A 25,306-nucleotide genomic window follows, 5' to 3' on the forward strand; every position below is an offset into this window, starting at 1 on the left:
CGCGCGTGATCACCTACGAATATCCGCTCAACGAGAGGATCCGCACGCTTCTACGGCTCGAGCACCTGTTTGAGAAGGTCACACATTTCGTGCGGGCCGAAGGCTCACTTGAGCACCATGTGGCCTTGCTGACCCTGTTCGAGATCCTTGAAGTGGCCGGCCGCGCCGATCTCAAGGTGGACCTGGTCCAGGAGCTCGAACGCCAGCGTCAGATCCTGCTCTCCTTCCGCAACAATCCGCAGATATCCGAAGAGGCCCTGTCCGGTGCCCTCTACGAGATAGAACAGGCGTCCGCTTCCCTGCTCGCCATGGCCGGCAAGACCGGCCAATATCTGCGGGAGAACGAGTGGCTGATGAACATCCGCAGCCGCGCCGCGATTCCCGGTGGTGCCTGCGAGTTCGACCTGCCTTCCTACCACCACTGGCTCAACCGGGAGGTTGAGTCCCGTCGCCGCGATCTCGGCGCCTGGGTGCATCCTCTGCTGCCCATCCGTGACGGGCTGGCCATCGTGCTGCGCCTGCTGCGGGCCAGTGGCCGGCCGGAAGAGCTGATGGCCCTGCGGGGGGCCTTCCAGCAGACCATGGGCGGGCGTACAGCCCAGATGATCCGCATCCGCGTGGCCTCGACGGCCATGTGCGTTCCCGAGACCAGCGCCAACAAATACGCCCTGAACGTGCGCTTCATGAACGCCGAGACGGTGGTCCGGCCGCGCCAGGCGGACATGGACATCGCCTTTGAACTGACTTTCTGCAATCTGTGAGCGATTCTCCCAAGCCCCGCAGTGTCAAGTGCCCCACCTGCGGTACCGCCGTCGTCTGGGGCCCCCAGAGCCCGCAGCGCCCGTTCTGTTCCGAGCGCTGCCGTCTGATTGATCTGGGTGCCTGGGCGACCGACAGCTATCGTGTCGAGGGGGATTCGCCCCTCGATGACGAGTCCGATCCCCTCCGCGATCTGCGTCACTGAGCGGCCTGCCGGCCGCTTCTTCCGTCTTAGCCCAGCCAGAAACTCCGGATGCCCGCTACGCCGTGGGCGCCGTGGGCTTTCGCCGTGTCCAGGTCATCGGGGGTGAGCCCGCCCAGGGCAAATACCGGCAGCGGCAGGGTGTGTGCCCGGGCTGCAAAACCGTCCCAGCCGATTCCGTCGCGTTCCGGGTGGCTGGCGGTGGGCTTGACTGCGCCGAGCAGGGCATAGTCGAGCCCCAGGGCTGCGGCCTGTTCCAGTTCGCTGCGGGTGTGGCAGGAGGCGCCGACCCATTCCAGCTCCGGGCGGGTATCGAGCGCTGCCAGCCGGCGCGCCGGCAGATGCACACCGTCGGCACCGATGCGGACGGCGAGATCCACGTCGTCATTGATCAGGGTGATGGCGCCCGCGGCCCGGGTGCGTGCCAGCACGGCCTGGGCGAAGGCTTCCCTGTCGTTGGCTGGCAGGCCGGGTTCGCGGATCTGGACCAGGCGCAGGCCGCCGGCCAGGGCCTGGTCGAGGCGCGCCAGCTGGGTGTCGATGCCGATCTCGGCGGCCTGGGTGATGGCCATCCGGCGGGGCAGGCGCAGGGCCTTGAGGATGGGGCCGTTGGCCGGCAGCATGGGCTCGACGCTCATGCTCGCGGCGTGCTGCCACGAGAGGGCGGCGTGCACCCGGTCGTGGATCTCGCCCCGCCAGGCCGGCACTTCGAAGAAGTGCAGATTGACGTGGGCGTGCTCGTAGAGGTGCTCCCGGGTCAGCCACGGCCAGGCTTCCAGGACTTCCATGTCGAGCTCCTCGCGAAGTTCGCGGATCAGGGCCTCGCGGGCGGTTTCGCCGGCTTCGACCTTGCCGCCGGGGAATTCCCAGTAGCCCGGGTAGAAGGTGTCGGCGGCCCGCTGCCCGACCAGGAAGCTGCCGTCGGGCCGGGTGATGACGGCGGCGGCCACATGCACGATCTTTCTCATTGTTCGAAGCGTCCAGCGTAGTCCCGGGCAAACTGCCAGGCCACCCGGCCGCTGCGCGAGCCGCGCAGCAGTGCCCATTGCAGAGCCTCGCCGCGGGACGCAGGGATGGCGTCGGCGGGTACGCCGAACTCGCCCAGCCAGTGGTTCACCACCGCCAGGTATTCGTCCTGGCTGAAGGGGTAAAAGGAGATCCACAGACCGAAGCGCTCGGACAGGGAGATCTTCTCTTCAACCGCTTCGGCGGGGTGCACTTCGCCGTCCTTGTGTTTGGTGGCGGCATTTTCGGAGAAATACTCCGGCATCAGGTGGCGGCGGTTGGAGGTGGCGTAGATCAGCACGTTGTCGGGTACCGCCGCCAGGGATCCGTCGAGGACACTCTTCAGCGCCTTGTAGGCGGGTTCGCCGTCTTCGAAGGACAGATCGTCGGTGAACAGGATGAAGCGTTCGGGGCGCCCTTCCAGCAGCTCGACGATGTCGGGAAGGTCGATCAGATCATCCTTGTCCACCTCGATCAGGCGCAGGCCTTCGGCGGCATATTCGGTCAGCAGGGCCTTGACCAGGGAGGACTTGCCGGTGCCCCGGGCGCCGGTAAGAAGCACGTTGTTGGCCCGCTTGCCGTTCAGGAACTGGCGCGTGTTGGCGACGATGCGGGCCTTCTTGTCGTCGATGTCCTGTAGGTCGGCGAGACGGATCTGGTGGGGGTGAAGCACGGCCTGCAGGCCGGCGGCGTTGCCCTTGCGGCGCCAGCGGAAGGCGCTTGAGGCCTGCCAGTCGGGTGCCTGCGGGGCCGCCGGGAGAAAATGTTCAAGGCGCTCGAGCAGTCGTTCGGCGCGGGCCAGGAAGTGGTTGAGGTCAGTCATGGAGGGGCGTCCGTATCCTTGTTCTTGGGGCTGCGCAGGGCCAGGGCGACGATGATGAGCAGCACGGCGACGATGCCGAGTTCAAGGCCGATCAGCCACATGGATGTTCCCTTTCGCAGGCCCGGTCCGGCAAAGCGGTGGTTATACTCGGGCGGGTATCGACAGCAAGCCAGGAGTTTACCCCATCCATGTTTCCCGCCTTTTCCCGTCTGTCCGTTCTTTTTCCGGTGTTTCTTCTGGCGGCCTGCGCCGGTTCCCCCAGGCCGGTGAGCGAGCCGGCCCGTGCGCCGGTGAGCACGCCTGCTCCGGTGCCGTCTGCGCCGACTTTCCCGCCCCCTGCTGGCGCACCCGCAACAGGGGGCGCGCCTGCGCCTCAAGCCCTGGCGCGGCCCCTGCAGGCCGCCGACTGGTCGGATCTGCCGAGCTGGGCGGCCGATCCGGTGGAGGAGGCATGGCCGGCCTTTCTGGTCTCCTGCCGGGCAGTGAGCCGGCAGGCGGTGTGGCGGCCGGTGTGCGATGCGGCCAGAGCCCTGGGTGAGAACCCGGGGGGCACCGCGGCACGGCGTTTCTTCGAGGCACGTCTGAGCCCCTGGCGGGTGCTGAACGCGGACGGCACCCGGGAAGGGCTGGTCACCGGCTATTACGAGCCCCTGATCAAGGGCAGCCGCAGCCGTAGCAAGGCGTACCCGTGGCCGGTGCATGGCGTGCCGGATGATCTGCTGACCATCGACATGGGGGATGTCTTTCCGGACCTGAAGGGGCAGCGGGTGCGCGGGCGGCTGGTCGGCAACCGGGTCGTGCCCTATTACACCCGTGCCGAGGTGGCCCGCCAGGCGGAGCGCTTTGCCGGCAAGACCCTGCTCTACGCCGAGGATGCCGTCGAACTGTTCTTCCTCCAGGTGCAGGGTTCCGGGCGGGTCCAGCTGCCTGACGGGAGCGTGCTGCGGCTGGCCTATGGCGACGCCAACGGTCATCCCTATCAGTCCATCGGGCGCTGGCTGGTGGACAAGGGTGAGATGAAGCTGGAGCAGGCGTCCATGGAGGGCATCAAAAACTGGGCGCGGGCCAACCCCGGGCGTCTGCAGGAGATGCTCAACGCCAATCCGAGCTACATCTTCTTCCGTGAGGTGGCCCAGTCCGGCGGTGGTCCGGTGGGCGCCCTGGGGCAGCCGCTGACCGAAGGGCGCAGCCTGGCGGTGGATCCGCGCAGCATTCCCCTAGGGGCACCGGTGTTTCTGGCCACCACTCAACCCAACAGCCCCCAGCCCCTGCGCCGTCTCATGCTGGCCCAGGATACGGGGAGTGCGATCAAGGGCGGCGTGCGCGGGGATTTCTTCTGGGGCTTTGGCGCCGACGCGGGCGCCCTTGCCGGGCGGATGCGTCAGAAGGGGGAAATGTGGGTCTTATGGCCCAGGGATCAGGTGCCTCGATAGCACGGATGCGTGAAAGCGTAGATTTGTAATAACTTTTGCGTAAATTCTTGGTTCGCTGGCACGGTGGCCCTGGCTATCGTGCGAAGCTCGCGTCCCTGTTCATTGACGCGATCCGATCTGCATGATTACGGAGACCACCGTGCCCCTCACCGAACTGGTTCACTATTTCAACAAGCGCAACCGGCTCGCCCGCAGTGCCGGGGGCGAGGACTGCCTTGCGATTGTGGATGGGCAGGTTCGGGCGCAGTTTCGTGGCAATGTGCTGGGCAGCCTGTTTCAGCCAGTGGTCGAACGGCTCAGCGGGCAGGTGATCGGCCATGAGGCGCATCTCCAGGTGCTGGCCGGGGAGTGGTCGGGCGGGCCGACCCAGGGCGTGTTCCTGGAGGCCGCTGACGATCATGAGCTGGTTTACCTGGACCGGCTGGTGCGCACCTTGCACGCCCTCAATTTCCTGCTGGAGCGGGAGCAGCACGGGGGCTTCCTGGCCCTCAACATCCACCCGCAGCTGCTGCGGGTGGTGCGTGAGCACCATGGACATGTGTTCGAGTCCATCCTGGCGCGCTGTGGCCTGACCTCCGAGCGGATCGTGCTGGAGCTGTCCGATGACGGCTTTGATGGCATCTCGCGCCTGAGGTCTGCGATAGCCGCTTACCAGGCGCGGGGCTACCGGGTGGCCATCGACAATTTTGGCCGCCACACGGCCTGCCTGGATCGGCTGGAAGCGCTTGCGCCCGATATCGTCAAGCTTGATCGCAGCCTGATCGGCCACGCCGGCCATCTGAGCCTGGCCAAGCGGGTGATGACGGAGCTCAGCGGAGAAATCCGGCGTCTGGGTGCCCGGGTGGTGTGCCAGTGCATCGAGAACCCCCTGCAACTGCAGGTGGCGCAGGATGCCGGCGTGGACTGGCTGCAGGGCTATCGCATCGGCCGTCCGGCTGCCCACTGCCTGCCGGTGGTGCGGCCGCGCCAGCCCCGCGAAGCGGCCTGAGCGGCGTGGGGCGGCGGGCCTGTTGGCCCAGGCCGGCCCCGGTTTTCCGAAGTCTTACTTGCCGCCTGCGGCCTGGGTCATGGCCTGCTCGAGCTGGGCCAGGGGCACGGCGCCGGGCAGACGGTTGCCGTCGGCGGTGAAGATGGTCGGGGTGCCGCTGACCTTGATCTTCTGGCCGAGGGCCACGTTCTTGTCGATGGCGCTGGTGTCGCAGCCGGCGGCTGCGGCGGCGGGCGTCTTGCCGGCGGTCATCCAGTCGTTCCAGGCTGCGGCCCGGTCCTTCGCGCACCAGATGTTCTTCGATTTCTCGGTGGAGTCCGGGCTGAGGATGGGGTACAGGAAGGTGTATACCGTTGCGTCCTTGAGGCCCAGCAGATCCTTGGCGAGGCGCTTGCAGTAGCCGCAGTTGGGGTCTTCGAAGCTGGCGATCACCCGTTTGCCGTTGCCCTTCACCTGCTTGATGGCCTGGTCGAGGGGCAGGGTGGCGAAGTCGATCTTCATCAGCTGGGCCATGCGCGCCTGGGTGATGTTCTTACGGGTCTTGGCATCGATCAGGCTGCCGTCGATCAGGAAGCTGACATTGGCGTCGGTGTAGAGCAGTTCGCCCGACTTGAGCACGACTTCGTACAGGCCACCATAGGGGGTCTTCTTGATGCTCTCCACGGCGGGGGCGTTGAGAAAGTTCTCGACGTTTTTCTTGACCGAGTTTTCATCGGCCGCGTGGGCGACGCCCGCTGCGAGGAAAAGGGTGGCGAGCAGCGAACGTACGAAGGGGAATTTCATCCGGGAATCTCCAGGGAAGGGGCAGGTGGGGCTCGGTGTGGTCAGAAACGGCCGGCGATGGCGTATCGGACCAGCGCATTGCGTACGACCGGCAGGCGGTTGGTGAGGTTCAGTCCAAGATTGCGCAGACCCGAAAGGAGCGGGTCGGCGGGCTTGAACAGCCGGTTGAGCCCATGGGTGGTGTACTGGAGCAGGGCGGTTTCTTCGGCGCGGGCGCGGGCGTAGGCGCGCAGGATGGAGAGTTCGCCCGGATCCCGCCAGGGGTCGAGGGCGGCGAGCTGCTCGGCGAGCACGCGGGCATCCTGGTAGCCCAGGTTGATGCCATGACCCGACAGGGGGTGAATGGCGTGGGCAGCGTCGCCAATCAGGGCCAGGCGGGGTTTGACCACGGTTTCGACGCGCATCAGGCGCAGCGGGAAGGCGGCGGCCGGGGTGACGGTTTCGAGGGCGCCCAGGCGGAAATCGCTGGCTTCGCCAACCCGCAGGGCGAGCGCCTCCGGCGACAGGGAGACGAGTTCGTCGGCCAGGGCGTCGGGGGCGGACCAGACCATGGACATGTAGTCCCCGGGCAGGGGCAGATAGGCCAGTACGCCGTCGGGGCGGAACCACTGGAAGGCGGTGTTGCGGTGGGGCTTCTCACAGCGGAAGTTGGCGACCACGCCTTTTTCGTCGTAGGGCGTGTTGCGGGCGCCAATGCCGGCGGCGTCCCGGACCCACGAATCGCGGCCATCCGCCGCGACGATGAGCCTGGATTCCAGGCGGCGGCCGTCGGCCAGGGTCAGGCAGGCGCTGTCCTCTTCGAAGGCGAGGGCGGTCGGGGCGGCGGGGCAGAGCAGGGTGACGTTGTGCTGGCGCTTGACGGTCTCCCACAGCTCCAGCTGCATCTGGCTGGATTCGAGAATCCAGGCGAGTTCGCGCAGGCCGCAGTCGTAAGCCGAAAAATCCAGCCGTCCGCCGGCGTCGCCATGGATCTCCATGTCGTAAACCGGGGCCAGCCGTTGTGGGTCCAGGTGCTGCCAGATGCCGATGGAGGACAGGAAGTCCACATTGGCGGCGCTGATGGCGTAGATGCGGGGGTCCCAGCCAGTGGGCCGGGCCGGGGGGCGGGCTTCCACGATACCGACTTTGAGGCGGCTGCCGCGCAGGGCGGCGGCGAGGGCTGCGCCGGCAAGCCCGGCGCCTACGACGAGTACATCGAATTTCATGGGGAAATCTCCTGCGCCGGGATTGTGCCGGACGGCGCAGGGGAAGTCACCCGCCGCGGGAGCTCAGCGCGGCGGCGGTGGAGGAGGAGGTGGGTAGGGGTAGGCCTGGGGCGGCAGCGGTGTTGCGCGGTAGCGGTAGGTGCTGCCGGGCAGCTGGTTGCCCTTGGCGTACATGCATTGCTGGTAGGCGATGTCGTAGCGGCGCTGGGCCTCGCTGCCGCTGAAGGAGGCTTGGCCGGCGCCGCTGGCGGTACCGGCCACCATGCCGATGGCGGCGCCTGTTGCGGCGCCGTGCTGGCCGCCGGCAAGTGCCCCTGCGGCTGCGCCAATGGCGGTGCCGGCGACGGCGTTGTCGACGAGATTGCGGTTGGCCAGCTCATTGGGTGCCGTGCCGATGGACTGGGCGGCGAAGTTGCGGCACAGGCGGTCGTCGGCAACGAACACGTCGAAGGGCTTGCCGGGGGCGGGCATCACGGCGACCCGGGGGCCGTCGGGCAGGTTGGCACAGCCCGCCAGCAGCGCCAGCAGAGTGAGGGGGAGGGCGTGTTTCATCGCCGGGCTCCCTGCGGGACGGGGCTGCCGGAGGTGGCCGGCGTTGCACGCCAGCCGGACGGGCATTCTTGGACGTAGGGGTAGTAGGCGCCGGCCGCGTCGCAGTAATACCAGGTACCGCTGGCTGCCGGCGCAGGGGCTGGAGTGGCCGGCGGGGTCGAGGGCATCGCGCGCCAGCCTTCGGCGCAGCTCTCCACGTAGGGGTAGTAGGCTTTCGCGCTGTCGCAGTAATACCAGTGCTGTGGCGCCGGGGCAGAAGGGGCGACGACGGGTTCGGGCTGCTCGATGACGACGGTCCGCGGTGGGGTGACGAAGGGGTAGAGCAGCAGGCCGGTGCCGGCAATCCACCATAGACTGTTGAAGTCGTTGCGGTGGCCATGCCAGTGGCCGGATGGATAGCCCCGAAGCGGGCCGCCGTATCGTCCGCCCGCTTCGGCGGGCGCTGCGGTCAGGATGCCGGCCACGGCCAGCGAAAGAAGCGCCGTCGCTGAACGGACAAATGGCGAGTACATGTAGGAACTCCGGAAAGGGTTGCATGCTCATTCCAGCACCGACTTCGCCCGCATATGTGTACCGGCGCTTCACAGACGTAAGCAGATGCAAGCAGGAGGCGGTCTGTAAAATCTGCTTACCAGTCGACCGCATCAGGAATGTGTCCGATTTGGCTGCGTTGTGGCCGCCGGCTGGGGAGAATGTTGAATCCTTTACTGACAGGGCTGTTCGATGGATGTACGCAAGCTGGTTGTCGCCCTCTGCATCGTGACCCTGCTGGCCGTGGGGGTCGTGCTTTTCCTCCAGCAGAAGGCTGCGCAGACGGGGCGTCCGTCCAACAATCCGGCCATTGCCGAGCATGTCGAGGTGCATCACGGCCCGGCGTTGCGGGCCATCGGTGTTCGTAGTCTGGGGGTGGACCGGCGCTCCGATGATGTGGTGGTGGTCTTTGCCGGTGGCGGGCGTCTGGGGCGGCGGGTGGCCGGGCGTCTGCCCGGGCTGGCAGGTGCCGGTGGCTGTGGCGAGCTGGATGTGGGGATATCGGTGGGGGATTCGATCACCGCCTGGGGGAATTCCAGGGCTCCGGAGTTTCGCTCCCGCCTGGACTGCGTGATTGCCGAAGTGGTGGAGCAGGCTGCCGACCTGCGGGGTGGCGATTGATTCCGGGGCGCGACCGGTCGGCAGCGGCTATACTCCCGGCCGGGAAGTTCGCCAGGCAATCGCGGTGCGTTCGCGCATCGAGGAAAGTCCGGGCCCCATAGAGCAGGATGCCGGCTAACGGCCGGGCGCCATAGCCTTCGGGTGAAAGCGACGGAAAGTGCAACAGAGAGCAGACCGCCGATGGCTCCTCACGGAGATCAGGCAAGGGTGAAACGGTGGGGTAAGAGCCCACCGCGGACGTGGTGACACGGACGGCACGGTAAACCCCATCCGGGGCAAGGCCAAATAGGGGGACGTTGACGCTGCTCGCGGAGTCCCCGGGTAGGCTGCTAGAGCGGCGCGGCAACGCGTCGACCAGAGGAATGATTGCCCGGAAGGCCGGTCTCCAAACAGGCCTTCTCGACAGAACCCGGCTTATCGGCGGACTTCCCAACTCCCCCCGGTTCATTCCACTTTTCCCCACCGATCCGCTGTTTTGTTTCGCAATGTTGCGCCGCGAAACGCTTTTTTACCCCCGCATCCCTGAAGGGTGATGGCCTCCTTCATCTTGAGGCTGGTCTGCAGCGATTAATCAAGCACTTTTGCAATGTTTTCTAGGGTCATTGATTTATAAGCGGATTTCTTCAAAAGCCCGCTCCCGTCTTCTAAGTGCTTGTGTCCAAAAGAGATTTACGTTCCGGTCAGCTTGACCGTGTATTTCTTTTGCTCTAAAGTGGGGTGAAGTGGACGAAAGTGGGAGAAAGTGAGTTTTTCCTGCTCGTTCGGGTGAAGAAGTGGGGGAAACATGTTTCAAGGCGCAGCAGCGCTCACTCTCGATGCGAAGGGTCGCCTGGCGATACCGGCGCGGCATCGGGACGCGCTCGCCAAGCTCGCCGAGAACCAGCTCGTCCTCACGGCTCACCCCCATCGCTGTCTCCTGATCTACCCCGCCCCCGCATGGGAGCCGATCCGCAACAAGGTTCTTGCGGGCTCCAGCCTTGAAAACCACTCCGCCCTGCTCAAACGTCTCCTGGTGGGTTTTGCCCGGGAAGAGGAAATGGACTCGGCGGGGCGGGTGCTGATCGCGCCGGAGCTGCGCACTTTTGGTTTGCTGGAGAAGCAGGTGCATCTGGTGGGGCAGGGCGATCACTTCGAGCTGTGGTCGGATGCGGGTTGGCAGAAGCAGCAGGAGCAGATCTTCGCCCTCGGCGCCGATCTCTTGCCGGCAGGCTGGGAAACCCTGCCGCTGTGAGCGCCGCCCCGCACATCACCGTGCTGCTGAATGAGGCAGTGGAGGCACTGTCCATTCGGCCGGACGGTGTTTACGTGGACGGTACGTTTGGCCGCGGCGGTCACAGCCGGGAAATTCTGGCCCGGCTCGGACCGTCGGGGCGCCTGATTGCCTTTGACCGCGATCCGGTAGCCGTGGCCGCCGGGCAGGCGGTGCAGGACCCCCGCTTCGAGTTGGTGCACGCGCCGTTTTCGGACTTTGCCGAGGCGCTGGCGGAGCGGGGTGTGGAGAAGGTGGACGGCGTTCTGCTGGATCTGGGGGTGTCTTCTCCCCAGCTGGATGAAGCCGAGCGGGGCATGAGCTTCAGGTTCGATGCGCCGCTGGATATGCGTATGGATACGACCCGCGGCGTGACCGCGGCGGAGTGGCTGGCGGAAGCGCCGGTTGCAGATATAACCCGCGTGCTGAGGGAATACGGTGAAGAACGGTTTGCTTATGAGATTGCAAAGGCGGTTGTTGCTGCTCGGGCAGGGGGGCATGTTGCAACCACTGGACAGCTTGCCGCGCTCGTGGAAAAAGCGGTCCGCACACGCGAGCCGGGTCAGCACCCTGCGACGCGCACCTTCCAGGCTCTACGGATTTGCGTCAATCAAGAGCTTGAGGAGCTGTCGCTAGTCCTGCCCCAGGTGGTGGCAGCACTGGCGGTCGGAGGCCGTCTGGTGGTGATCAGTTTTCACTCCCTCGAGGATCGCATCGTCAAACGCTTCATGCGTGACGAGTCGCGGCCGCCGCAGCTTCCGGCGCGCCTGCCGGTGCGTGCGGCCGACCTGCCCAAGCCCCGGCTGGGGCTGGTGGGCAAGGCGGTGCGTCCGTCCGATGCCGAGGTGGCGGCCAATGCCCGATCCCGCAGTGCGGTGATGCGGATCGCCGAGCGGACGGAGGCATGACATGGCCCGTCTGACCGGATTTCTCGTGATGCTGGTGGTGGCGAGCAGCCTGGGGGTGGTCGCGTCCCAGCACCAGGCCCGCAAGCTGTACACGGCCGTTGAGCGGGAGCAGCAGCGTTCCCATCAGCTCGAGGTCGAGTGGGGGCAGCTGCAGCTGGAGCAGAGCACCTGGGCTGCCCACGCCCGGATCGAGAAACTCGCTCGCGAAAAGCTCGCGATGCGCCCCCCGCAATCGGGGCAGATCATCGCTATCGAGGAGCGGCCATGAAAAAGGTCAAGAAGGGCGTCACCTTCAATCACAACCCCCTCCTGCGTTCCGAGCTGTCGGCCTGGCGGCCACGCTTCGTGCTGCTGTGCCTGCTCGGTGGTTCCCTGGCCCTGGTGGGGCGGGCGGCCTACCTGCAGGGGGTGCATGACCAGTTCCTGCAGGCCAAGGGCGAGTCGCGCTACGCGCGGGTGCTCGAGGTGCCCGCCACCCGCGGCAAGATCACCGACCGGCAGGGTGACGTGCTGGCGGTGTCGTCGCCCGTCAAATCCGTGTGGGCGATCCCCGAGGATGCCCGCCTCGACCCCTCGCAGACCCGCCAGCTGGCTGGGTTGCTGGAGGTTGGTGTCAATGAACTGAACCAGAAGCTGTCGAGCGAGAAGGACTTCATCTACCTGAAGCGTCAGGTGTCGCCCGAGCTCGCGGATCGCATCGCCGCGCTCAAGCTGCCAGGCATCCACGATCAGCGCGAGTATCGCCGCTTTTACCCCGGTGGCGACGTGATGGCCCACGTGCTGGGCTTTACCGGCGTTGACGACAAGGGCCAGGAGGGCATCGAGCTGGCCTTCGAGTCCCAACTTGCCGGCAAGCCGGGCTCCCGCCGCGTGGTCAAGGACCGGCGCGGCAACGTGGTCGAGGACGTGCAGTCGATCCGCCTGCCCCAGGATGGCCGCGAGGTGGCCCTGTCCATCGACAACAAGATCCAGTACCTGGCCCATGCGGCACTCAAGCAGGCCATGAACGACCACAAGGCCAAGGCCGGTGGCGTGGTGGTGCTGGATGCCAAGACCGGTGAAGTGCTGGCCCTTGCCAACGCACCCACTTACAACCCTAACAACCGGGTCAAGCTGACCGGTGACCAGCTGCGCAACCGGGCCCTGACCGACACCTTCGAGCCCGGCTCGACCATGAAGCCGTTCACCGCCGCGATGGCCTTGGACAAGGGCAAGGTCACCGCTAACACTATCATCAACTGTGCGCCGGGCCGGATGACCATCGGTTCCGCCACCATTTCCGATGCCCACCCCCACGGCGCCCTGTCGGTGGCCCAGGTCATCCAGAAGTCGTCCAACATCGGCGCGGCCAAGATGGCGCTGAGCTTCCCGCCGGAGACCATGTGGAAGATGCTCGACGATCTCGGCTTCGGCTCGCCGCTCAAGCTCGGCTTCCCGGGTGAGGTGGGCGGGCGCCTGCGTCCGGCCAAGGCCTGGCGGCCCATCGAGCAGGCCACCATGTCCTACGGTCATGGCATGTCGGTCAATCTGATGCAGATGGCCAATGCCTACCAGGTGTTTGCCCGCGACGGCGATCTCGTTCCCCTGTCCCTGTCGCGCCTGGATGCGCCGCCGGTGCATGGCACCCGTGTCTTCTCGCCGCAGACCGCGCGGGAAGTGCGGCAGATGCTCGAACTGGTGGTTCAGCAGGGCGGTACCGCACCCCAGGCCAGCGTCCCTGGCTACCGTGTTGGCGGCAAGACGGGCACCGCCATGAAACTGGTGGGCGGTCGCTACGCCCATAAGTACGTGGCCTCCTTTGTGGGGATCGCACCGATCTCCGACCCGCGTCTGATCGTCGCCGTGATGATCGACGAGCCCAGCAATGGCAAGCACTACGGTGGTGATGTGGCCGCTCCGATCTTCTCCCAGGTCACGGCGGGGGCCCTGCGCTCGCTGGGTGTGGCGCCCGACGCGCCCCTCAAGCCGCTGCAGGTGGCCCGTCAGGGCGCATCCCAGCCTGTCGTGCGGGAGGCCATGTGAGCCTCGAGATCACCGAGAAGCAGGTCCGTCGCGTCCTCGACGCGCTGGTCGCGATGGGGGTGGAGCCCCGGCGTCTGTGTGCGGATTCCCGCCAGGTGCTGGCGGGCGATGTCTTCCTGGCCTTTCCGGGGTTGCGCGTCGATGGTCGCCGCTTCATCGAAAGCGCCGTCCATGCCGGCGCTGCGGCGGTGCTGTGGGAGCGGGATGGATACACCTGGGACGGGAGCCTGCCGGTGCCGAATCTGCCGGTGGAGGGCCTTTCGGCCCTGTCCGGTCATCTGGCCAACGAGGTGTACGGGCGTCCGTCCGAAACCTTGTGGACGGTGGGCGTGACCGGCACCAACGGCAAGACCTCGGTGACCCAATGGCTGTCCCGGGCCTTTGCTGCCCTTGGCCGCAAGTGCGGTGTCATCGGCACCCTGGGTATCGGCTTTCCCGGCGCCCTGTCGGCGAGTCTCAACACCACGCCCGACAGCCTCACCGTGCACCAGACCCTGGCCCATTTCCGGGAATCCGGTGCCGATGCCGTGGCCATGGAGGTTTCGTCCATCGGTCTCGATCAGGGGCGCCTCAATGGCCTGCGTTTTGATGTGGCGGTGCACACCAATCTGACCCGCGATCATCTGGACTATCACGGCAGCATGGAGAACTACGGTGTCGCCAAGGCCCGGCTGTTCGACATGCCGGGCCTGCGTTCGGTGGTGCTCAATCTCGATGATCGCTTCGGCATGGAGCAGGCCCGGCGCCTGGCCGGCAAGGGCCTTGAGGTGATCGGCTACACCCTGTTTCCGAGCAATGCCGACGCTGCACCTGTCAATCGCCTGCTGGTGGCCGATCGCCTCACCACCACGGCGGCCGGCATCCGCTTCACGGCCCGGTGTGGCAACGATGCGGCTGACATGTATCCGCATCTGGTCGGGCAGTTCAATGTATCCAACCTGCTGGCGGTCATCGGCACGCTGATGGCGTCGGGTTTCACCCTTGAAGACGCTGCGATGGTGGCCGAAGGCCTCACCCCGCCCCAGGGGCGCATGCAGACCCTGGGAGGGATTGGCGAGCCCCTGGTGGTGGTCGACTACGCCCATTCCCCCGATGCCCTCGAACAGGTGTTGACGGCCGTCCGGGCCACCGTGAAGGCGCGCAATGGCCGGCTCGTCTGCGTGTTCGGCTGTGGTGGCGACCGCGACCCGGGAAAGCGCCCCATGATGGGGGAGCTGGCCAGCCGGCTGGCCGATCAGGTCGTGCTCACCAGTGACAACCCCCGTGCGGAAGACCCGGCCCAGATCCTCCGCGACATCGTCGCCGGTGCGGGCACCGGGGCCGAGGTCGTGCCCGATCGTGCCGAGGCGATCCGTCGCGCCATCCTTGCCGCCGCCGCCGACGACGTGGTCGTGATCGCAGGAAAGGGGCATGAGCCTTACCAGGAGATCAACGGCGTGCGTCACCCCTTTTCCGATGTCGAGCAGACCCGCGCTGCTCTCGAAGCCTGGAATGACGCCCAGGGAGCCCTTTCATGATGGATCTCCAGGAGGCCGCGCTGGCCACCGGTGGCACTGCGGTGGGCGGAAACGTTGCTTTCCGCTCGGTGAGCACCGACTCCCGTGCCATTCAGCCCGAACAGCTGTTCGTTGCCCTGCGCGGCGATCGTTTTGATGGCCACGAGTTCGTCAATGCCGTGGCAGCCCAGGGCGCCGTTGCTGCGATGGTCGATCGTGCCTGGGCGGCAACCCATCCGGTGCCCCTGCCGCTGCTGGTGGTTGAAGATACGCGCCTGGGGCTCGGTCGCCTCGCCGCAGGCTGGCGTCGCCGCTTCGACCTGCCCCTGATCGGTGTCACCGGCAGCAATGGCAAGACCACCGTCAAGGAAATGTGCGCGGCGATCCTGCGCGCCCAGGCCCGCATCGACGGCTTCGACCCCGATCTGGCGGTGCTGGCTACCCGCGGCAACCTGAACAACGATATCGGCCTGCCGCTGATGCTGCTGCGCCTGTCGGGCAATCATCGCTCGGCGGTAATCGAGATGGGAATGAACCATCCCGGCGAGATCGGCTATCTCACCCACCTGGCCAGGCCCACCGTGGCCATCGTCAACAACGCCCAGCGTGCCCATCTTCAGGGCATGGGCAGCGTCAACGAGGTGGCCCGGGAAAAAGGCGCGATCTACGAAGGCCTGTCCTCAGACGGCGTTGCCGTGATCAACCTGGATGATCCGTTTGCCGCGTACTGGAAGTCGGCCAACGCAGGCCGTCGTACGCTCACCTTCGGCCTGTCGCCCGATGCGGACGTCAGTGCCCGGTGTACCACCCATGGTTTTGCCAGCGATGTGGTGCTGAACTCGCCGAAGGGCGTTATCCAGTTCCGGTTGCAGGTGCCGGGCCAGCATAACGTGCGCAACGCATTGGCGGCCGCTGCGGCCTGCCTGGCCGCGGGCACCTCCCTCGCCGCGGTGGCGGACGGGCTGGGCGGCTACGCGGGTACCCCGGGACGCCTGCACCTGCGCAAGGGGCTGGGTGGTGCGGTGGTGATCGACGATTGTTACAACGCCAACCCCGACTCCATGCGCGCGGGCATCGCCGTGTTGGCGGCCACGCCGGGCCGCAAGATCCTGGTCGTCGGCGACATGGGCGAGATTGGTGATCAGAGTTTCCAGTACCACGACGAGATCGGTGGCTACGCCAAGAGCGAAGGTGTCGACTTCCTGTTCGGGCTGGGTGAGATGAGCGAGGTTGCTGCGCGCAACTTCGGAGAAGGCGGACACCACTTCACCCGGCTCGACGATCTCGTCGCCGCAGTGAAGGCGGAAATGAATGCAGATACGGTGGTGCTCGTGAAAGGCTCGCGTTTCATGAAGATGGAACGGGTCGTGGACGCCATCGCGGAGAAGGTTTGATGATTGTGTGTAGCGCAGAGGTGGGTGCGGTTTCTTCCGTAACGCGATCGGAGAAGCACCATGCTGCTTGAACTGGCCCTGTGGCTCGGCAAGGACGCGCGTTTTTTCAACGTGTTCGGCTATATCACCCTGCGCACCATGCTGGCGGCGGGGACGGCGCTGCTCCTGTCGCTGGTCTTCGGGCCGCCGGTGATCCGCTGGCTGGCTGCCAAGAAGATCGGTCAGGCGGTGCGCGACGATGGCCCCAAGTCCCACCTCACCAAGGCCGGTACGCCGACCATGGGCGGTGCGCTGATCCTCATCTCCATCTCGGTCACAACCCTGCTGTGGGGTGATCTGAGCAACAAGTACGTGTGGGTCGTCCTCTTCGTCACCCTCGGCTTCGGTGCCGTGGGCTGGGTGGATGACTGGCGCAAGGTGGTATATCGCGACCCCAAGGGGCTGGCGAGCCGCTGGAAGTATTTCTGGACTTCGGCCATCGCCCTGGCGGCGGCCACCTTTCTTGGCCTGACGGCCACCCTGCCGGCCCAGCTCGAGCTGATCGTGCCCTTCTTCAAGGCAGTGAGCTACCCCCTGGGCGTGCTGGGCTTCATCATCCTGACCTACTTCGTCATCAACGGCACCAGCCACTCGGTCAATCTCACCGACGGCCTCGACGGCCTGGCGATCATGCCCACCGTGATGGTCAGCGCCGCGCTGGCGATCTTTGCCTACGTGGCCGGGCACATGGGCTTTTCCAAGTATCTGGGCGTGCCCTACATCCCGGGTGCGGGTGAGATGGCCGTCATCTGCGGCGCCATCGCCGGTGCCGGTCTGGGGTTCTTGTGGTTCAACGCCTACCCGGCAGAAGTGTTCATGGGTGACGTGGGCGCGCTGGCCCTGGGGGCGGCCATGGGCACCATCGCCGTGATCGTGCGTCAGGAGATCGTGCTCTTCATCATGGGCGGCCTGTTTGTGGCCGAGGCCCTGTCGGTGATGGTGCAGGTGCTCTACTTCAAGTACACCGGGGGCAAGCGCATCTTCCGCATGGCGCCCCTGCATCACCACTATGAGCTGGGTGGCTGGAAGGAGACCCAGGTGGTCGTCCGCTTCTGGATCATCACCATCATGCTGGTGCTGTTCGGCCTGTCCACCCTCAAGCTGCGCTGAACGGACATGGCACACATCGCGCCTCTCACCCTTGTTCTCGGCCTTGGCGAGTCCGGCCTGGCCATGGCCCGCTGGCTTGCCCGTCAGGGCGTGGCCCTGCGGGTGGCCGATTCCCGCGAGACACCGCCGGGCGTCGAGCGCCTGCGTGCCGATGCCCCGGGGGCGGAGTTGATCGTCGGGGCGTTTTCGGATGTGCTGCTGGATGGTGTCGGGCGTATCGCCATCAGTCCCGGTCTCGACCCCCGTCAGCCTCTGGTGAGCACCGCCCGGGCGCGGGGCATTCCGGTGATTGGAGAGATGGATCTGCTGGCCGAGGCGCTGGCACAGCCGGGCCTCAAGTCGCGACCCATCGTCATCGCCATCACCGGCACCAATGGCAAGACCACCACCACCACCCTGCTTGGCGAGATGGTCAAGGCGACGGGCGTCGACGCGGTGGTGGCTGGCAACATCAGCCCCGCCGCCCTGGATGTGCTGATGGCACGCCAGGATACCGGCCAGCCGCCGCCGGCTGCGTGGGTGCTGGAGCTTTCCAGCTTCCAGCTTGAAACGTCTCCCGCCCTGCGGGCTGTCTCCGCGACAGTGCTCAACGTGACCGACGACCACCTGGACCGCTATGCCGGCATGGACGACTACGCCGGCACCAAGGCTGCGGTGTTCCATGGCGAAGGTGTGCAGGTGCTCAACCGGCAGGATGCCCGGGTGGCCGCCATGGCCCTGCCGGGGCGCCGCGTGTTCACTTTTGGTGTTGATGCCCCTGCCGGCCCTGACGACTTCGGCGTGATCGATGCCGAGGGCGGTGACTGGCTGGCGCGGGGAGGCGAAAAGCTCCTGCGCCGCAGCGAACTTCCCCTCGCCGGCAGCCACAACGTGGCCAATGCCCTGGCGGCGCTGGCCCTCGGTGAAGCCGCCGGCCTGCCTCGGGCACCGATGATCGACGCCCTGAAGGCCTTCCGTGGCCTGCCCCACCGGGTCGAAAAGGTGGCCGAGCGCGAGGATGGCGTGAGCTATTACGATGACTCCAAGGGCACCAATGTCGGCGCGACGGTGGCGGCTCTTGAAGGGCTGCGTTGCAACGTGGTGCTGATCGCCGGCGGGGATGGCAAGGGGCAGGATTTCTCCCCCTTGAAGGATGCTTTCGCCCGCTACGCCCGCGCCGTGGTGCTGATCGGGCGCGACGCCGGGGCCATTGCCGCAGCGGTGGATGGCTGTGAGGTGCCCCTTATTCACGCAGCCGACATGGACGCCGCCGTGCTCGAAGCCAACGCCCGGGCCCAGGCCGGCGACGTGGTGCTGCTGTCGCCCGCCTGTGCCAGCCTCGACATGTTCCGCAACTATGCCCATCGCGCCCAGGTCTTCATCGATGCGGTGCGCCGTCTGCCCGGAGTGAGCCCCGCATGAAACTTGCTGCCAGCCTCTCCGGTTTCTTTGCCCGCCATGGTGTTGGTGATACCGCCCCGGTGACAAGCCAGGCCGTCGGGCGTCTGTTGCGTCCCAACGGACAACCGCGGGAGCTCGACCCCGCCCTGATCTGGTCGGCAGCAGCCCTGCTGCTGCTGGGCCTGGTGATGGTCTTCTCCGCATCCATCGCCACCGCCGAAGGCAGCCGCATGTTCGGCCATCAACCGGCGTATTTCCTGATCCGCCACGCGGTTTTCCTGGCCATCGGGGTGATTGCCGGGGTGGTGGTGTTCCAGATCCCCATGCGTGCCTGGCAGGAGATGGCGCCGTGGCTGTTCATCGCCGGGGTCGTGCTGCTGCTGATCGTGCTGATTCCCGGCATCGGGCGGGACGTGAACGGCGCCCGCCGCTGGCTGCCCCTGGGGGTGGTGAATCTGCAGCCCTCCGAGCTGATGAAGCTGTTTGCCGCGCTTTATGCCGCCGATTACACGGCCCGCAAACTGCCGCTGATGGGCAGTTTCAAGCAGGGCTTCATGCCCATGGCCGGGGTGATCCTGTTTGTCGGTTTCCTGCTGCTGAAGGAGCCCGACTTCGGCGCCTTCGTGGTGATCACTGCCATCGCCTTCGGTGTGCTGTTTCTGGGTGGCATCAATGTGCGCCTGTTCGTGTTGCTGGCCATCGTCGCAACGATCGGCTTCGTGCTCCTGATCACCTTCTCCGAGTATCGGCGGCAGCGCATCCTGGGGTTCATGGACCCGTGGCAGGACGCCTATGGCAAGGGCTACCAGCTGTCCCATGCCCTGATCGCCTTCGGGCGGGGGGAATGGTTTGGCGTGGGGCTGGGCGGCAGTATCGAGAAGCTGTTCTACCTGCCCGAGGCTCACACCGATTTTCTGCTTGCGGTGATCGCCGAAGAGCTTGGCTTTGCCGGTGTCTTTCTGGTTGTCGCGCTCTTCGCCGTGCTCATCCAGCGGGCGTTTGCCATCGGCAAGCAGTCCGTGACCCTTGAGCGTACCTATGCGGCCCTGGTGGCCCAGGGCATCGGCATCTGGATCGGCGTGCAGTCCTTCATCAACATGGGCGTCAATATGGGCCTGCTGCCCACCAAGGGCCTGACCCTGCCCCTGATGAGCTTCGGCGGCTCCGGAATCCTGGCCAATTGCGTGGCCCTGGCGATCCTGCTGCGGATCGACTGGGAGAACCGCCAGATCATGCGTGGGGGTAACGCCTGATGCCGACCCTGATGGTCATGGCCGGTGGTACCGGCGGCCATATCTACCCGGGGCTCGCAGTGGCGGACGCCCTGCGCGACCGGGGCTGGAAGGTCGTGTGGATGGGCAACCCCGATGGCATGGAGGCACGCATCGTGCCGGCCAGTGGCTACGAGGTGGCCTGGGTGCGCTTCACCGCGCTGCGGGGCAAGGGCCTGCTGCGCAAGCTGTTGCTGCCGCTCAACTTGTTGCGCGGCTTTGCCCAGGCCCTTGGGCAGATCCGCCGGATCAAGCCCGATGTGGTGCTCGGCATGGGCGGATATGTCACCTTCCCTGGCGGCATGATGGCTGCCCTGCTGGGCAAGCCGGTGGTGGTGCACGAACAGAATTCGGTGGCCGGGCTGGCCAACCGCGTGCTCGCGGGGGTGGCCGACAAGGTGGTCACGGGTTTCCCCGATGTGCTGAAAAAAGGTGAATGGGCCGGCAACCCGGTGCGTGCCGAGATCACCGCGGTGCCCGCTCCGGCCGTCCGTTTTGCAGGGCGTAGCGGCCCTCTTCGGGTGCTCGTCGTCGGCGGCAGCCTGGGCGCTGCAGCCCTCAACGAGGCGATGCCGCGGGCCCTGGCCCTGCTGGCACCGGAGGATCGCCCGCAGGTCACGCATCAGGCGGGCAGCAAGCAGATCGAGGCCCTGAAGGCGGCCTATCAGGCGGCCGGGGTCAGCGGCGAGTTGCTGCCCTTCATCGACGATATGGCCGAGCGCTATGCCGCGGCCGATCTGGTGATCTGTCGTGCCGGTGCCCTGACCGTGGCCGAACTGGCGGCAGTGGGGGTGGCCAGCGTGCTGGTGCCCTTCCCCCACGCGGTTGATGACCACCAGACCGGCAACGCCCGTTTTCTGGCCGATGCCGGCGCTGCCGTGCTGTTGCCCCAGACCGAACTGACACCGCAGCGCCTGGCGGCGCTGCTGCAAGAGATGAACCGCGCGCGCTTGCTGGGCATGGCCGAGAAGGCGCGGGGGCGGGCCAGGCCGGACGCGACGGCACGGGTGGCCGACGTGTGCGCCGGCCTCGCTGCGTGAAGAGTATTCAACAGGACAGAACGTGAAACACAAAGTCAGAAGCATCCATTTCGTGGGCATCGGCGGTGCCGGGATGAGCGGCATTGCCGAAGTGCTGCTCAACCTCGGATACGGCGTCAGTGGCTCCGATCTGGGCGACAACGCCGCCACCCGCCGCCTGAAGGCGCTGGGCGCCCGGGTGATTCAGGGGCACGACGCCGGCAATGTGTCGGATGCCGACGCGGTAGTGACCTCCACCGCCGTCAAGGGGGACAACCCGGAGGTGATCGCCGCCCGGGCCAAGGGCATCCCGGTGGTTCCCCGCGCCCAGATGCTGGCCGAGCTGATGCGCCTCAAGCAGGGCATCGCCATCGCCGGCACCCACGGCAAGACCACCACCACGTCGCTGGTGGCCAGCATCCTGGCCGAGGGCGGGCTCGACCCCACCTTCGTCATCGGCGGCAAGCTCAATGCGGCGGGGGCCAATGCGCGGCTGGGCAAGGGTGATTTTCTGGTGGCCGAGGCGGATGAGTCCGACGCCTCCTTCCTGCTGCTGACCCCGGTGATCTCGGTGGTCACCAACATTGATGCCGATCACATGGAGACCTATGGGCACGACTTTGCACGCCTGAAGCAGTCTTTCGTGGATTTCCTCCAGCACCTGCCCTTTTACGGCGTGGCGGTGCTGTGTGACGACGACAAGCATGTGCGGTCCATCATGCCGCTGGTGTCCAAGCAGATCGTCCGCTACGGCTTCTCCGAGTCCGCCAACGTGCGTGCCGAGAACATCCACGCCGAGGAAGGCCGGATGCGCTTTGATGTGGTGCGCGTCAATGGCACCACCAGCCGCCTGTCGGTCGAGCTCAACCTGCCGGGCCGCCACAACGTGCTCAACGCCCTGGCCGCCATCGCGGTGGCCACCGAGGTCGGCGTGTCGGACGAAGCCATCGTCAAGGCCCTGTCCGAGTTCAAGGGTGTGGGCCGGCGCTTCCAGCGTTACGGCGAGGTGGCGCTGCCGGGCGGCGGATCGGCCACCCTCATCGACGATTACGGTCACCATCCTGTCGAGATGGCCGCGACCATTGCCGCTGCCCGCGGCGCCTTTCCCGACAAGCGCCTGGTGCTGGCCTTCCAGCCCCACCGCTACACCCGCACCCGGGACTGTTTCGAGGACTTCGTGAAGGTCCTGTCCACCGTCGATGCGCTGCTGCTGGGCGAGGTGTATGCCGCCGGCGAGGCCCCGATCGTGGCAGCCGACGGCCGCTCCCTGGCCCGCGCCCTGAGGGTGGCTGGCAAGATCGAGCCGGTGTTCGTGGAGAGCATTGAAGACATGCCGGGGGCCATCCTGTCCTCGGCGCAGGATGGCGACGTGGTGATCACCATGGGTGCCGGCAGTATCGGCGGTGTGCCGGGCAAACTGGTGAGTGGCGAGGTTTGAGGACGTGAGCAGTCAATTCGGAAAAGTGGCGGTGTTGCTGGGCGGAACCTCCGCCGAGCGCGAGATCTCCCTGATGTCGGGCAAGGCCGTGCTGGCCGCCCTGCAGGCTGCGGGCGTGGACGCCCATGCCTTCGATCCGGCCGAGACCGACCTGCACATCCTCAAGGAGCAGGCCTACGACCGCGTCTTCATCGCCCTGCATGGGCGGGGTGGCGAGGATGGCACCGTGCAGGGCGCCCTTGAGCTGATGGGCATTCCCTACACCGGCAGCGGGGTGATGGCCTCGGCGATTGCCATGGACAAGTGGCGTACCAAGCTGGTGTGGCTGGCCTCGGGCCTGCCCACGCCGCGCTTTGCGATCCTCGATGCCGCCACCGACTGGGACGCCGTGGCCGCCGACTTGGGCCTGCCCATCTTCGTCAAGCCGGCCCACGAGGGCTCCAGCATGGGCGCCACCAAGGTCACCGAGGCCGGGCAGCTCAAGGCCGCCTGGGAGCTTGCGGCAAAGTTTGATTCCCTGGTGCTGGCCGAGGAGTTCGTGGCCGGCCAGGAGCTCACCGCTCCCTTCCTTGGCGACAGGGCGCTGCCCTTGGTACGCATCGTGGCGCCCGGTGGCAACTACGACTATCAGAACAAGTACTTCACCGACGACACCCAGTATTTCTGCCCCAGCGGCTTGCCGGAGGCCCTGGAGCAGGACATCCAGGCCGCCATCGTGCGCTGTGCCAAGGTGCTGGGCTGCCGCGGCTGGGGCCGCGCCGACCTGATCCTGCGGGACGATGGCAGCTACACGCTGCTCGAGATCAACACCGCGCCGGGCATGACCAACCACTCCCTGGTGCCCATGTCGGCCCGGGTGGCGGGGCTGTCCTTCGAGGCCCTGTGCCTCGAAATTCTCGCCGGAGCCCGCCTTGGCTGATCTTCGCCCCACCTCCAACGTGCCTCCCGAGGCCAGCGGCAAGGCCGCCGGCGGGAAGCGTGCGCGCCCCGCGCGTCCGGCACGGGAGGTGAGTGGCAACGGGCTGTGGGATCGTCCCCAGCTCCTCAACCTGATCTCCGATGTGCTGCTGGTCTTTGGTGCCGCGGGCCTGGGTTATGCCGCCGTGGCGGCGCTGTCGCGCCTGCCGGTGTACCCCTTGCGGGAGGTCGTGGTGACCACGCCCCTGGCCCAGGTGACCCACGCCCAGCTCGAATATGCGGCCCGCTCGTCCCTGCGCGGCAATTTCTTCACCGTTGATCTGGACGATGTGCGGGGAGCCTTCGAAAAGCTGCCCTGGGTGCGTCGTGCCGATGTGCGCCGGCGCTGGCCAGGAGGCATCGAAGTGCGCCTCGAGGAGCACGTGGCCTCGGCCTACTGGCGGGTGGGGGAGACCGGCGACATGCGCCTGGTGAATCGCTATGGCGAGGTCTTCTCGGCCGCCAGCAATGCGCGGATGCCCGTCTTCAGCGGCCCCGAGGGTTCGTCCGGGGTGCTGCTGGCCAAGTTCGAAGACTTCACCAACAAGCTCGGGCCCCTCGGCAAGCAGCTGGTTGGCGTTTCCCTGTCGGCCCGGGAGGCCTGGCAGCTGAAGATGGAAGACGGTCTGACCATCGAGCTGGGGCACGATCAGGCCAAGGCGCCCATCGATGAGCGTCTGTCGCGCTTCGTGCGCCATTTTCCCAAGGCCAAGGCTCAGCTGAACATGAATGTGGCGGTGGTGGACCTCCGCTACCCCAGTGGTTTTGCCCTGCGGCCGATCACGTCCGCCGCGCCGTCGGGCAAGCAAGAAAGTAAAGGTAAGTGATGAGCAAAGAGTACAAGGAACTGATCGTCGGCCTCGACATCGGCACCTCGAAGATCACCTGTGTGGTGGCCGAACTCAAGCCGGACGGCCGCATGGACGTGATCGGCCTGGGCACCCAGCCCTCCTCCGGTTTGAAAAAGGGGGTGGTGGTCAATATCGAGGCCACCGTCGATGCCATTTCCCGGGTCATCCAGGAAGTGGAGCTGATGGCCGACTGCAAGATCCGCGATGTGTATACGGGGATCGCCGGCAGCCACATCCGCAGCTTCAACTCCAACGGCATGGTGGCGATCAAGGACAAGGAGGTCTCGCCGATCGACGTGGAGCGGGTCATCGAGACTGCCCGGGCCATGCCCCTGCCGGCCGACCAGCAGATCCTGCACATCCTGACCCAGGAATTCATCATCGACGGGCAGGATGGTGTGCGTGAGCCGATCGGCATGAGTGGCGTGCGGCTCGAGGTGAAGGTGCACATCGTCACCGGCGCCGTCTCCGCCGCCCAGAACATCGTCAAGTGTGTGCGGCGCTGCGGGCTGGAGGTGCTGGACCTGGTGCTGCAGCCGCTGGCCTCGAGCTACGCGACCCTCTCCGACGACGAGAAGGAGCTGGGGGTGTGCCTGGTGGACATCGGTGGCGGCACCACCGATCTGGCCGTGTTCACCCAGGGCGCCATCCGCCACACCGCGGTCATTCCCATCGCCGGCGACCAGGTGACCAACGATATCGCCATGGCCCTGCGTACGCCGACTGCCGAGGCAGAGGAAATCAAGATCCGTCATGGCGTGGCCATGCACACCCTGGCCGATGCTTCCGAGATGATCGAGGTGCCGGGGGTGGGTGACCGGCCGCCCCGCAAGCTGTCCCGCCAGGCGCTGGCCGACGTGATCGAGCCGCGGGTCTGTGAACTGTATGAGCTGGTCCAGGCCGAGCTGCGCCGTTCCGGCTACGAAGAGCTGCTGTCGTCGGGCATCGTGCTGGCCGGTGGGGCTGCGGTGATGCAGGGGATGGTCGAGCTCGGTGAAGAAGTGTTTCACATGCCCGTGCGCATCGGTTATCCGAAGTACGACGGTGCGCTGGCCGATGTGGTCTGCGAGCCCCGTTATGCAAATGCAATGGGCCTGGTTATGGAGGGCGCAGCGCAGAAGCGGCGCGGCATCCAGGCGCGTCAGACGCGGAATGTGGGGCAGGTGTTTTCGAGAATGCGTTCCTGGTTCGAACGCAATTTCTGATGGTGGATGCACCCTTCTGAGTGGGGTGTCTTGAATTGAATATTTGTGTGCAGTTGCCCTTTATT

Annotated in this window: 25 protein-coding genes and 1 other RNA gene; 20 read left to right on the plus strand and 6 right to left on the minus strand. The window is 66.3% G+C overall.

Annotation, left to right across the window (positions count from 1 at the left end; all coding sequences use genetic code 11):
• Positions 1–5 precede the first annotated feature (5 nt).
• The gene (gene zapD / locus L6Q67_RS02430) at positions 6–761 is read left to right on the plus strand and encodes a cell division protein ZapD (RefSeq protein WP_296564699.1); all 756 of its coding nucleotides are present in this window, start codon (positions 6–8) and stop codon (positions 759–761) included.
• Positions 758–964, plus strand: coding sequence for a DNA gyrase inhibitor YacG (locus L6Q67_RS02435; protein WP_296564702.1), 207 nt, complete (start codon positions 758–760; stop codon positions 962–964). The genes zapD and L6Q67_RS02435 overlap by 4 nt, the downstream gene beginning before the upstream one ends.
• Before the next feature lie 26 nt (positions 965–990).
• Here the strand turns inward: L6Q67_RS02435 and L6Q67_RS02440 are convergent, their stop codons facing one another.
• Positions 991–1,929: a Nudix family hydrolase gene (locus L6Q67_RS02440; protein WP_296564705.1), complete on the minus strand. Its 939-nt coding sequence runs from the start codon at positions 1,927–1,929 to the stop codon at positions 991–993.
• Positions 1,926–2,789, minus strand: a complete 864-nt coding sequence (locus tag L6Q67_RS02445) for an ATP-binding protein (protein ID WP_296564709.1) — start codon at positions 2,787–2,789, stop codon at positions 1,926–1,928. The genes L6Q67_RS02440 and L6Q67_RS02445 overlap by 4 nt, the downstream gene beginning before the upstream one ends.
• A gap of 188 nt (positions 2,790–2,977) precedes the next feature.
• Here L6Q67_RS02445 and L6Q67_RS02450 point away from each other — a divergent pair, with 188 nt between their 5' ends.
• Complete coding sequence (locus tag L6Q67_RS02450) at positions 2,978–4,222, plus strand: MltA domain-containing protein (protein ID WP_296564712.1); 1,245 nt, start codon at positions 2,978–2,980, stop codon at positions 4,220–4,222.
• A gap of 139 nt (positions 4,223–4,361) precedes the next feature.
• Complete coding sequence (locus L6Q67_RS02455; RefSeq protein ID WP_296564714.1) at positions 4,362–5,210, plus strand: EAL domain-containing protein; 849 nt, start codon at positions 4,362–4,364, stop codon at positions 5,208–5,210.
• A gap of 54 nt (positions 5,211–5,264) precedes the next feature.
• Here L6Q67_RS02455 and L6Q67_RS02460 read toward each other — a convergent pair whose 3' ends face one another.
• The 4 genes from L6Q67_RS02460 to L6Q67_RS02475 all read right to left on the minus strand — a co-directional run bounded on the left by L6Q67_RS02460 (position 5,265) and on the right by L6Q67_RS02475 (position 8,262).
• Complete coding sequence (locus L6Q67_RS02460) at positions 5,265–5,993, minus strand: DsbC family protein (protein WP_296564717.1); 729 nt, start codon at positions 5,991–5,993, stop codon at positions 5,265–5,267.
• Between the two features lie 41 nt (positions 5,994–6,034).
• A complete protein-coding gene (locus tag L6Q67_RS02465) occupies positions 6,035–7,198 on the minus strand; it encodes a UbiH/UbiF family hydroxylase (RefSeq protein ID WP_296564721.1) in 1,164 nt (387 codons plus the stop codon).
• A 63-nt stretch (positions 7,199–7,261) separates the two neighbouring features.
• Positions 7,262–7,750, minus strand: a complete 489-nt coding sequence (locus L6Q67_RS02470; RefSeq protein ID WP_296564724.1) for a YMGG-like glycine zipper-containing protein — start codon at positions 7,748–7,750, stop codon at positions 7,262–7,264.
• Entirely contained in the window at positions 7,747–8,262 is a 516-nt protein-coding gene (locus L6Q67_RS02475) for a hypothetical protein (protein ID WP_296564727.1), read from the minus strand. Before L6Q67_RS02475 ends, L6Q67_RS02470 begins: the two co-directional genes overlap by 4 nt.
• Positions 8,263–8,473: 211 nt before the next feature.
• Between L6Q67_RS02475 and L6Q67_RS02480 the strand changes: the two genes are divergently transcribed.
• The 16 genes from L6Q67_RS02480 to ftsA all read left to right on the plus strand — a co-directional run bounded on the left by L6Q67_RS02480 (position 8,474) and on the right by ftsA (position 25,241).
• A complete protein-coding gene (locus tag L6Q67_RS02480; protein WP_296564729.1) occupies positions 8,474–8,902 on the plus strand; it encodes a hypothetical protein in 429 nt (142 codons plus the stop codon).
• A 43-nt stretch (positions 8,903–8,945) separates the two neighbouring features.
• Positions 8,946–9,335, plus strand: an RNA gene (gene rnpB / locus L6Q67_RS02485) — RNase P RNA component class A.
• Between the two features lie 351 nt (positions 9,336–9,686).
• The gene (gene mraZ, locus L6Q67_RS02490; protein ID WP_296564731.1) at positions 9,687–10,133 is read left to right on the plus strand and encodes a division/cell wall cluster transcriptional repressor MraZ; all 447 of its coding nucleotides are present in this window, start codon (positions 9,687–9,689) and stop codon (positions 10,131–10,133) included.
• Positions 10,130–11,059 (plus strand): 16S rRNA (cytosine(1402)-N(4))-methyltransferase RsmH, encoded by a 930-nt coding sequence (gene rsmH, locus L6Q67_RS02495; RefSeq protein WP_296564734.1) that lies wholly within the window; start codon positions 10,130–10,132, stop codon positions 11,057–11,059. Before mraZ ends, rsmH begins: the two co-directional genes overlap by 4 nt.
• Position 11,060: 1 nt before the next feature.
• Positions 11,061–11,327 carry a cell division protein FtsL gene (gene ftsL / locus L6Q67_RS02500; RefSeq protein WP_296564737.1) on the plus strand — a complete coding sequence of 89 codons (267 nt, stop codon included), beginning with the start codon at positions 11,061–11,063 and terminating at the stop codon, positions 11,325–11,327.
• The gene (locus L6Q67_RS02505; RefSeq protein ID WP_296564740.1) at positions 11,324–13,081 is read left to right on the plus strand and encodes a penicillin-binding protein 2; all 1,758 of its coding nucleotides are present in this window, start codon (positions 11,324–11,326) and stop codon (positions 13,079–13,081) included. The genes ftsL and L6Q67_RS02505 overlap by 4 nt, the downstream gene beginning before the upstream one ends.
• 53 nt (positions 13,082–13,134) lie before the next feature.
• Positions 13,135–14,598, plus strand: a complete 1,464-nt coding sequence (locus tag L6Q67_RS02510) for a UDP-N-acetylmuramoyl-L-alanyl-D-glutamate--2,6-diaminopimelate ligase (RefSeq protein ID WP_296565194.1) — start codon at positions 13,135–13,137, stop codon at positions 14,596–14,598.
• Positions 14,595–15,971, plus strand: a complete 1,377-nt coding sequence (gene murF, locus L6Q67_RS02515; protein WP_296564742.1) for a UDP-N-acetylmuramoyl-tripeptide--D-alanyl-D-alanine ligase — start codon at positions 14,595–14,597, stop codon at positions 15,969–15,971. Before L6Q67_RS02510 ends, murF begins: the two co-directional genes overlap by 4 nt.
• 60 nt (positions 15,972–16,031) lie before the next feature.
• The gene (gene mraY, locus L6Q67_RS02520) at positions 16,032–17,120 is read left to right on the plus strand and encodes a phospho-N-acetylmuramoyl-pentapeptide-transferase (protein ID WP_296564745.1); all 1,089 of its coding nucleotides are present in this window, start codon (positions 16,032–16,034) and stop codon (positions 17,118–17,120) included.
• 6 nt (positions 17,121–17,126) lie between these two features.
• Complete coding sequence (gene murD / locus L6Q67_RS02525) at positions 17,127–18,521, plus strand: UDP-N-acetylmuramoyl-L-alanine--D-glutamate ligase (protein ID WP_296564748.1); 1,395 nt, start codon at positions 17,127–17,129, stop codon at positions 18,519–18,521.
• Positions 18,518–19,753: a putative lipid II flippase FtsW gene (gene ftsW, locus L6Q67_RS02530; protein ID WP_296564751.1), complete on the plus strand. Its 1,236-nt coding sequence runs from the start codon at positions 18,518–18,520 to the stop codon at positions 19,751–19,753. The genes murD and ftsW overlap by 4 nt, the downstream gene beginning before the upstream one ends.
• The gene (gene murG, locus L6Q67_RS02535; RefSeq protein ID WP_296564754.1) at positions 19,753–20,811 is read left to right on the plus strand and encodes an undecaprenyldiphospho-muramoylpentapeptide beta-N-acetylglucosaminyltransferase; all 1,059 of its coding nucleotides are present in this window, start codon (positions 19,753–19,755) and stop codon (positions 20,809–20,811) included. The genes ftsW and murG overlap by 1 nt, the downstream gene beginning before the upstream one ends.
• Positions 20,812–20,833: 22 nt before the next feature.
• Positions 20,834–22,228, plus strand: coding sequence for a UDP-N-acetylmuramate--L-alanine ligase (gene murC / locus L6Q67_RS02540; protein WP_296564759.1), 1,395 nt, complete (start codon positions 20,834–20,836; stop codon positions 22,226–22,228).
• 4 nt (positions 22,229–22,232) lie between these two features.
• Positions 22,233–23,147: a D-alanine--D-alanine ligase gene (locus L6Q67_RS02545; RefSeq protein WP_296564763.1), complete on the plus strand. Its 915-nt coding sequence runs from the start codon at positions 22,233–22,235 to the stop codon at positions 23,145–23,147.
• On the plus strand, positions 23,140–24,012 hold the full coding sequence (locus tag L6Q67_RS02550) for a cell division protein FtsQ/DivIB (RefSeq protein WP_296564766.1): 873 nt from the start codon (positions 23,140–23,142) through the stop codon (positions 24,010–24,012). Before L6Q67_RS02545 ends, L6Q67_RS02550 begins: the two co-directional genes overlap by 8 nt.
• The gene (gene ftsA, locus L6Q67_RS02555) at positions 24,012–25,241 is read left to right on the plus strand and encodes a cell division protein FtsA (RefSeq protein ID WP_296564769.1); all 1,230 of its coding nucleotides are present in this window, start codon (positions 24,012–24,014) and stop codon (positions 25,239–25,241) included. Before L6Q67_RS02550 ends, ftsA begins: the two co-directional genes overlap by 1 nt.
• Positions 25,242–25,306 lie beyond the last annotated feature (65 nt).

This window comes from Zoogloea sp., assembly GCF_023150065.1.
In the GTDB taxonomy this organism is placed as follows: Bacteria; Pseudomonadota; Gammaproteobacteria; order Burkholderiales; family Rhodocyclaceae; genus Zoogloea.

Excerpts from the sequence above, each read along its gene's own strand:
- L6Q67_RS02505 (WP_296564740.1), top strand. The coding sequence starts at position 11,324 with ATGAAAAAGGTCAAGAAGGGCGTCACCTTCAATCACAACCCCCTCCTG.
- L6Q67_RS02470 (WP_296564724.1), bottom strand. The coding sequence starts at position 7,750 with ATGAAACACGCCCTCCCCCTCACTCTGCTGGCGCTGCTGGCGGGCTGT.
- mraY (WP_296564745.1), top strand. The coding sequence starts at position 16,032 with ATGCTGCTTGAACTGGCCCTGTGGCTCGGCAAGGACGCGCGTTTTTTC.
- L6Q67_RS02510 (WP_296565194.1), top strand. The coding sequence starts at position 13,135 with ATGGGGGTGGAGCCCCGGCGTCTGTGTGCGGATTCCCGCCAGGTGCTG.
- murG (WP_296564754.1), top strand. The coding sequence starts at position 19,753 with ATGCCGACCCTGATGGTCATGGCCGGTGGTACCGGCGGCCATATCTAC.
- L6Q67_RS02450 (WP_296564712.1), top strand. The coding sequence starts at position 2,978 with ATGTTTCCCGCCTTTTCCCGTCTGTCCGTTCTTTTTCCGGTGTTTCTT.
- L6Q67_RS02465 (WP_296564721.1), bottom strand. The coding sequence starts at position 7,198 with ATGAAATTCGATGTACTCGTCGTAGGCGCCGGGCTTGCCGGCGCAGCC.
- L6Q67_RS02460 (WP_296564717.1), bottom strand. The coding sequence starts at position 5,993 with ATGAAATTCCCCTTCGTACGTTCGCTGCTCGCCACCCTTTTCCTCGCA.
- ftsW (WP_296564751.1), top strand. The coding sequence starts at position 18,518 with ATGAAACTTGCTGCCAGCCTCTCCGGTTTCTTTGCCCGCCATGGTGTT.
- L6Q67_RS02445 (WP_296564709.1), bottom strand. The coding sequence starts at position 2,789 with ATGACTGACCTCAACCACTTCCTGGCCCGCGCCGAACGACTGCTCGAG.
- mraZ (WP_296564731.1), top strand. The coding sequence starts at position 9,687 with ATGTTTCAAGGCGCAGCAGCGCTCACTCTCGATGCGAAGGGTCGCCTG.
- ftsL (WP_296564737.1), top strand. The coding sequence starts at position 11,061 with ATGGCCCGTCTGACCGGATTTCTCGTGATGCTGGTGGTGGCGAGCAGC.
- L6Q67_RS02475 (WP_296564727.1), bottom strand. The coding sequence starts at position 8,262 with ATGTACTCGCCATTTGTCCGTTCAGCGACGGCGCTTCTTTCGCTGGCC.
- L6Q67_RS02440 (WP_296564705.1), bottom strand. The coding sequence starts at position 1,929 with ATGAGAAAGATCGTGCATGTGGCCGCCGCCGTCATCACCCGGCCCGAC.
- murF (WP_296564742.1), top strand. The coding sequence starts at position 14,595 with ATGATGGATCTCCAGGAGGCCGCGCTGGCCACCGGTGGCACTGCGGTG.
- ftsA (WP_296564769.1), top strand. The coding sequence starts at position 24,012 with ATGAGCAAAGAGTACAAGGAACTGATCGTCGGCCTCGACATCGGCACC.
- murD (WP_296564748.1), top strand. The coding sequence starts at position 17,127 with ATGGCACACATCGCGCCTCTCACCCTTGTTCTCGGCCTTGGCGAGTCC.
- L6Q67_RS02480 (WP_296564729.1), top strand. The coding sequence starts at position 8,474 with ATGGATGTACGCAAGCTGGTTGTCGCCCTCTGCATCGTGACCCTGCTG.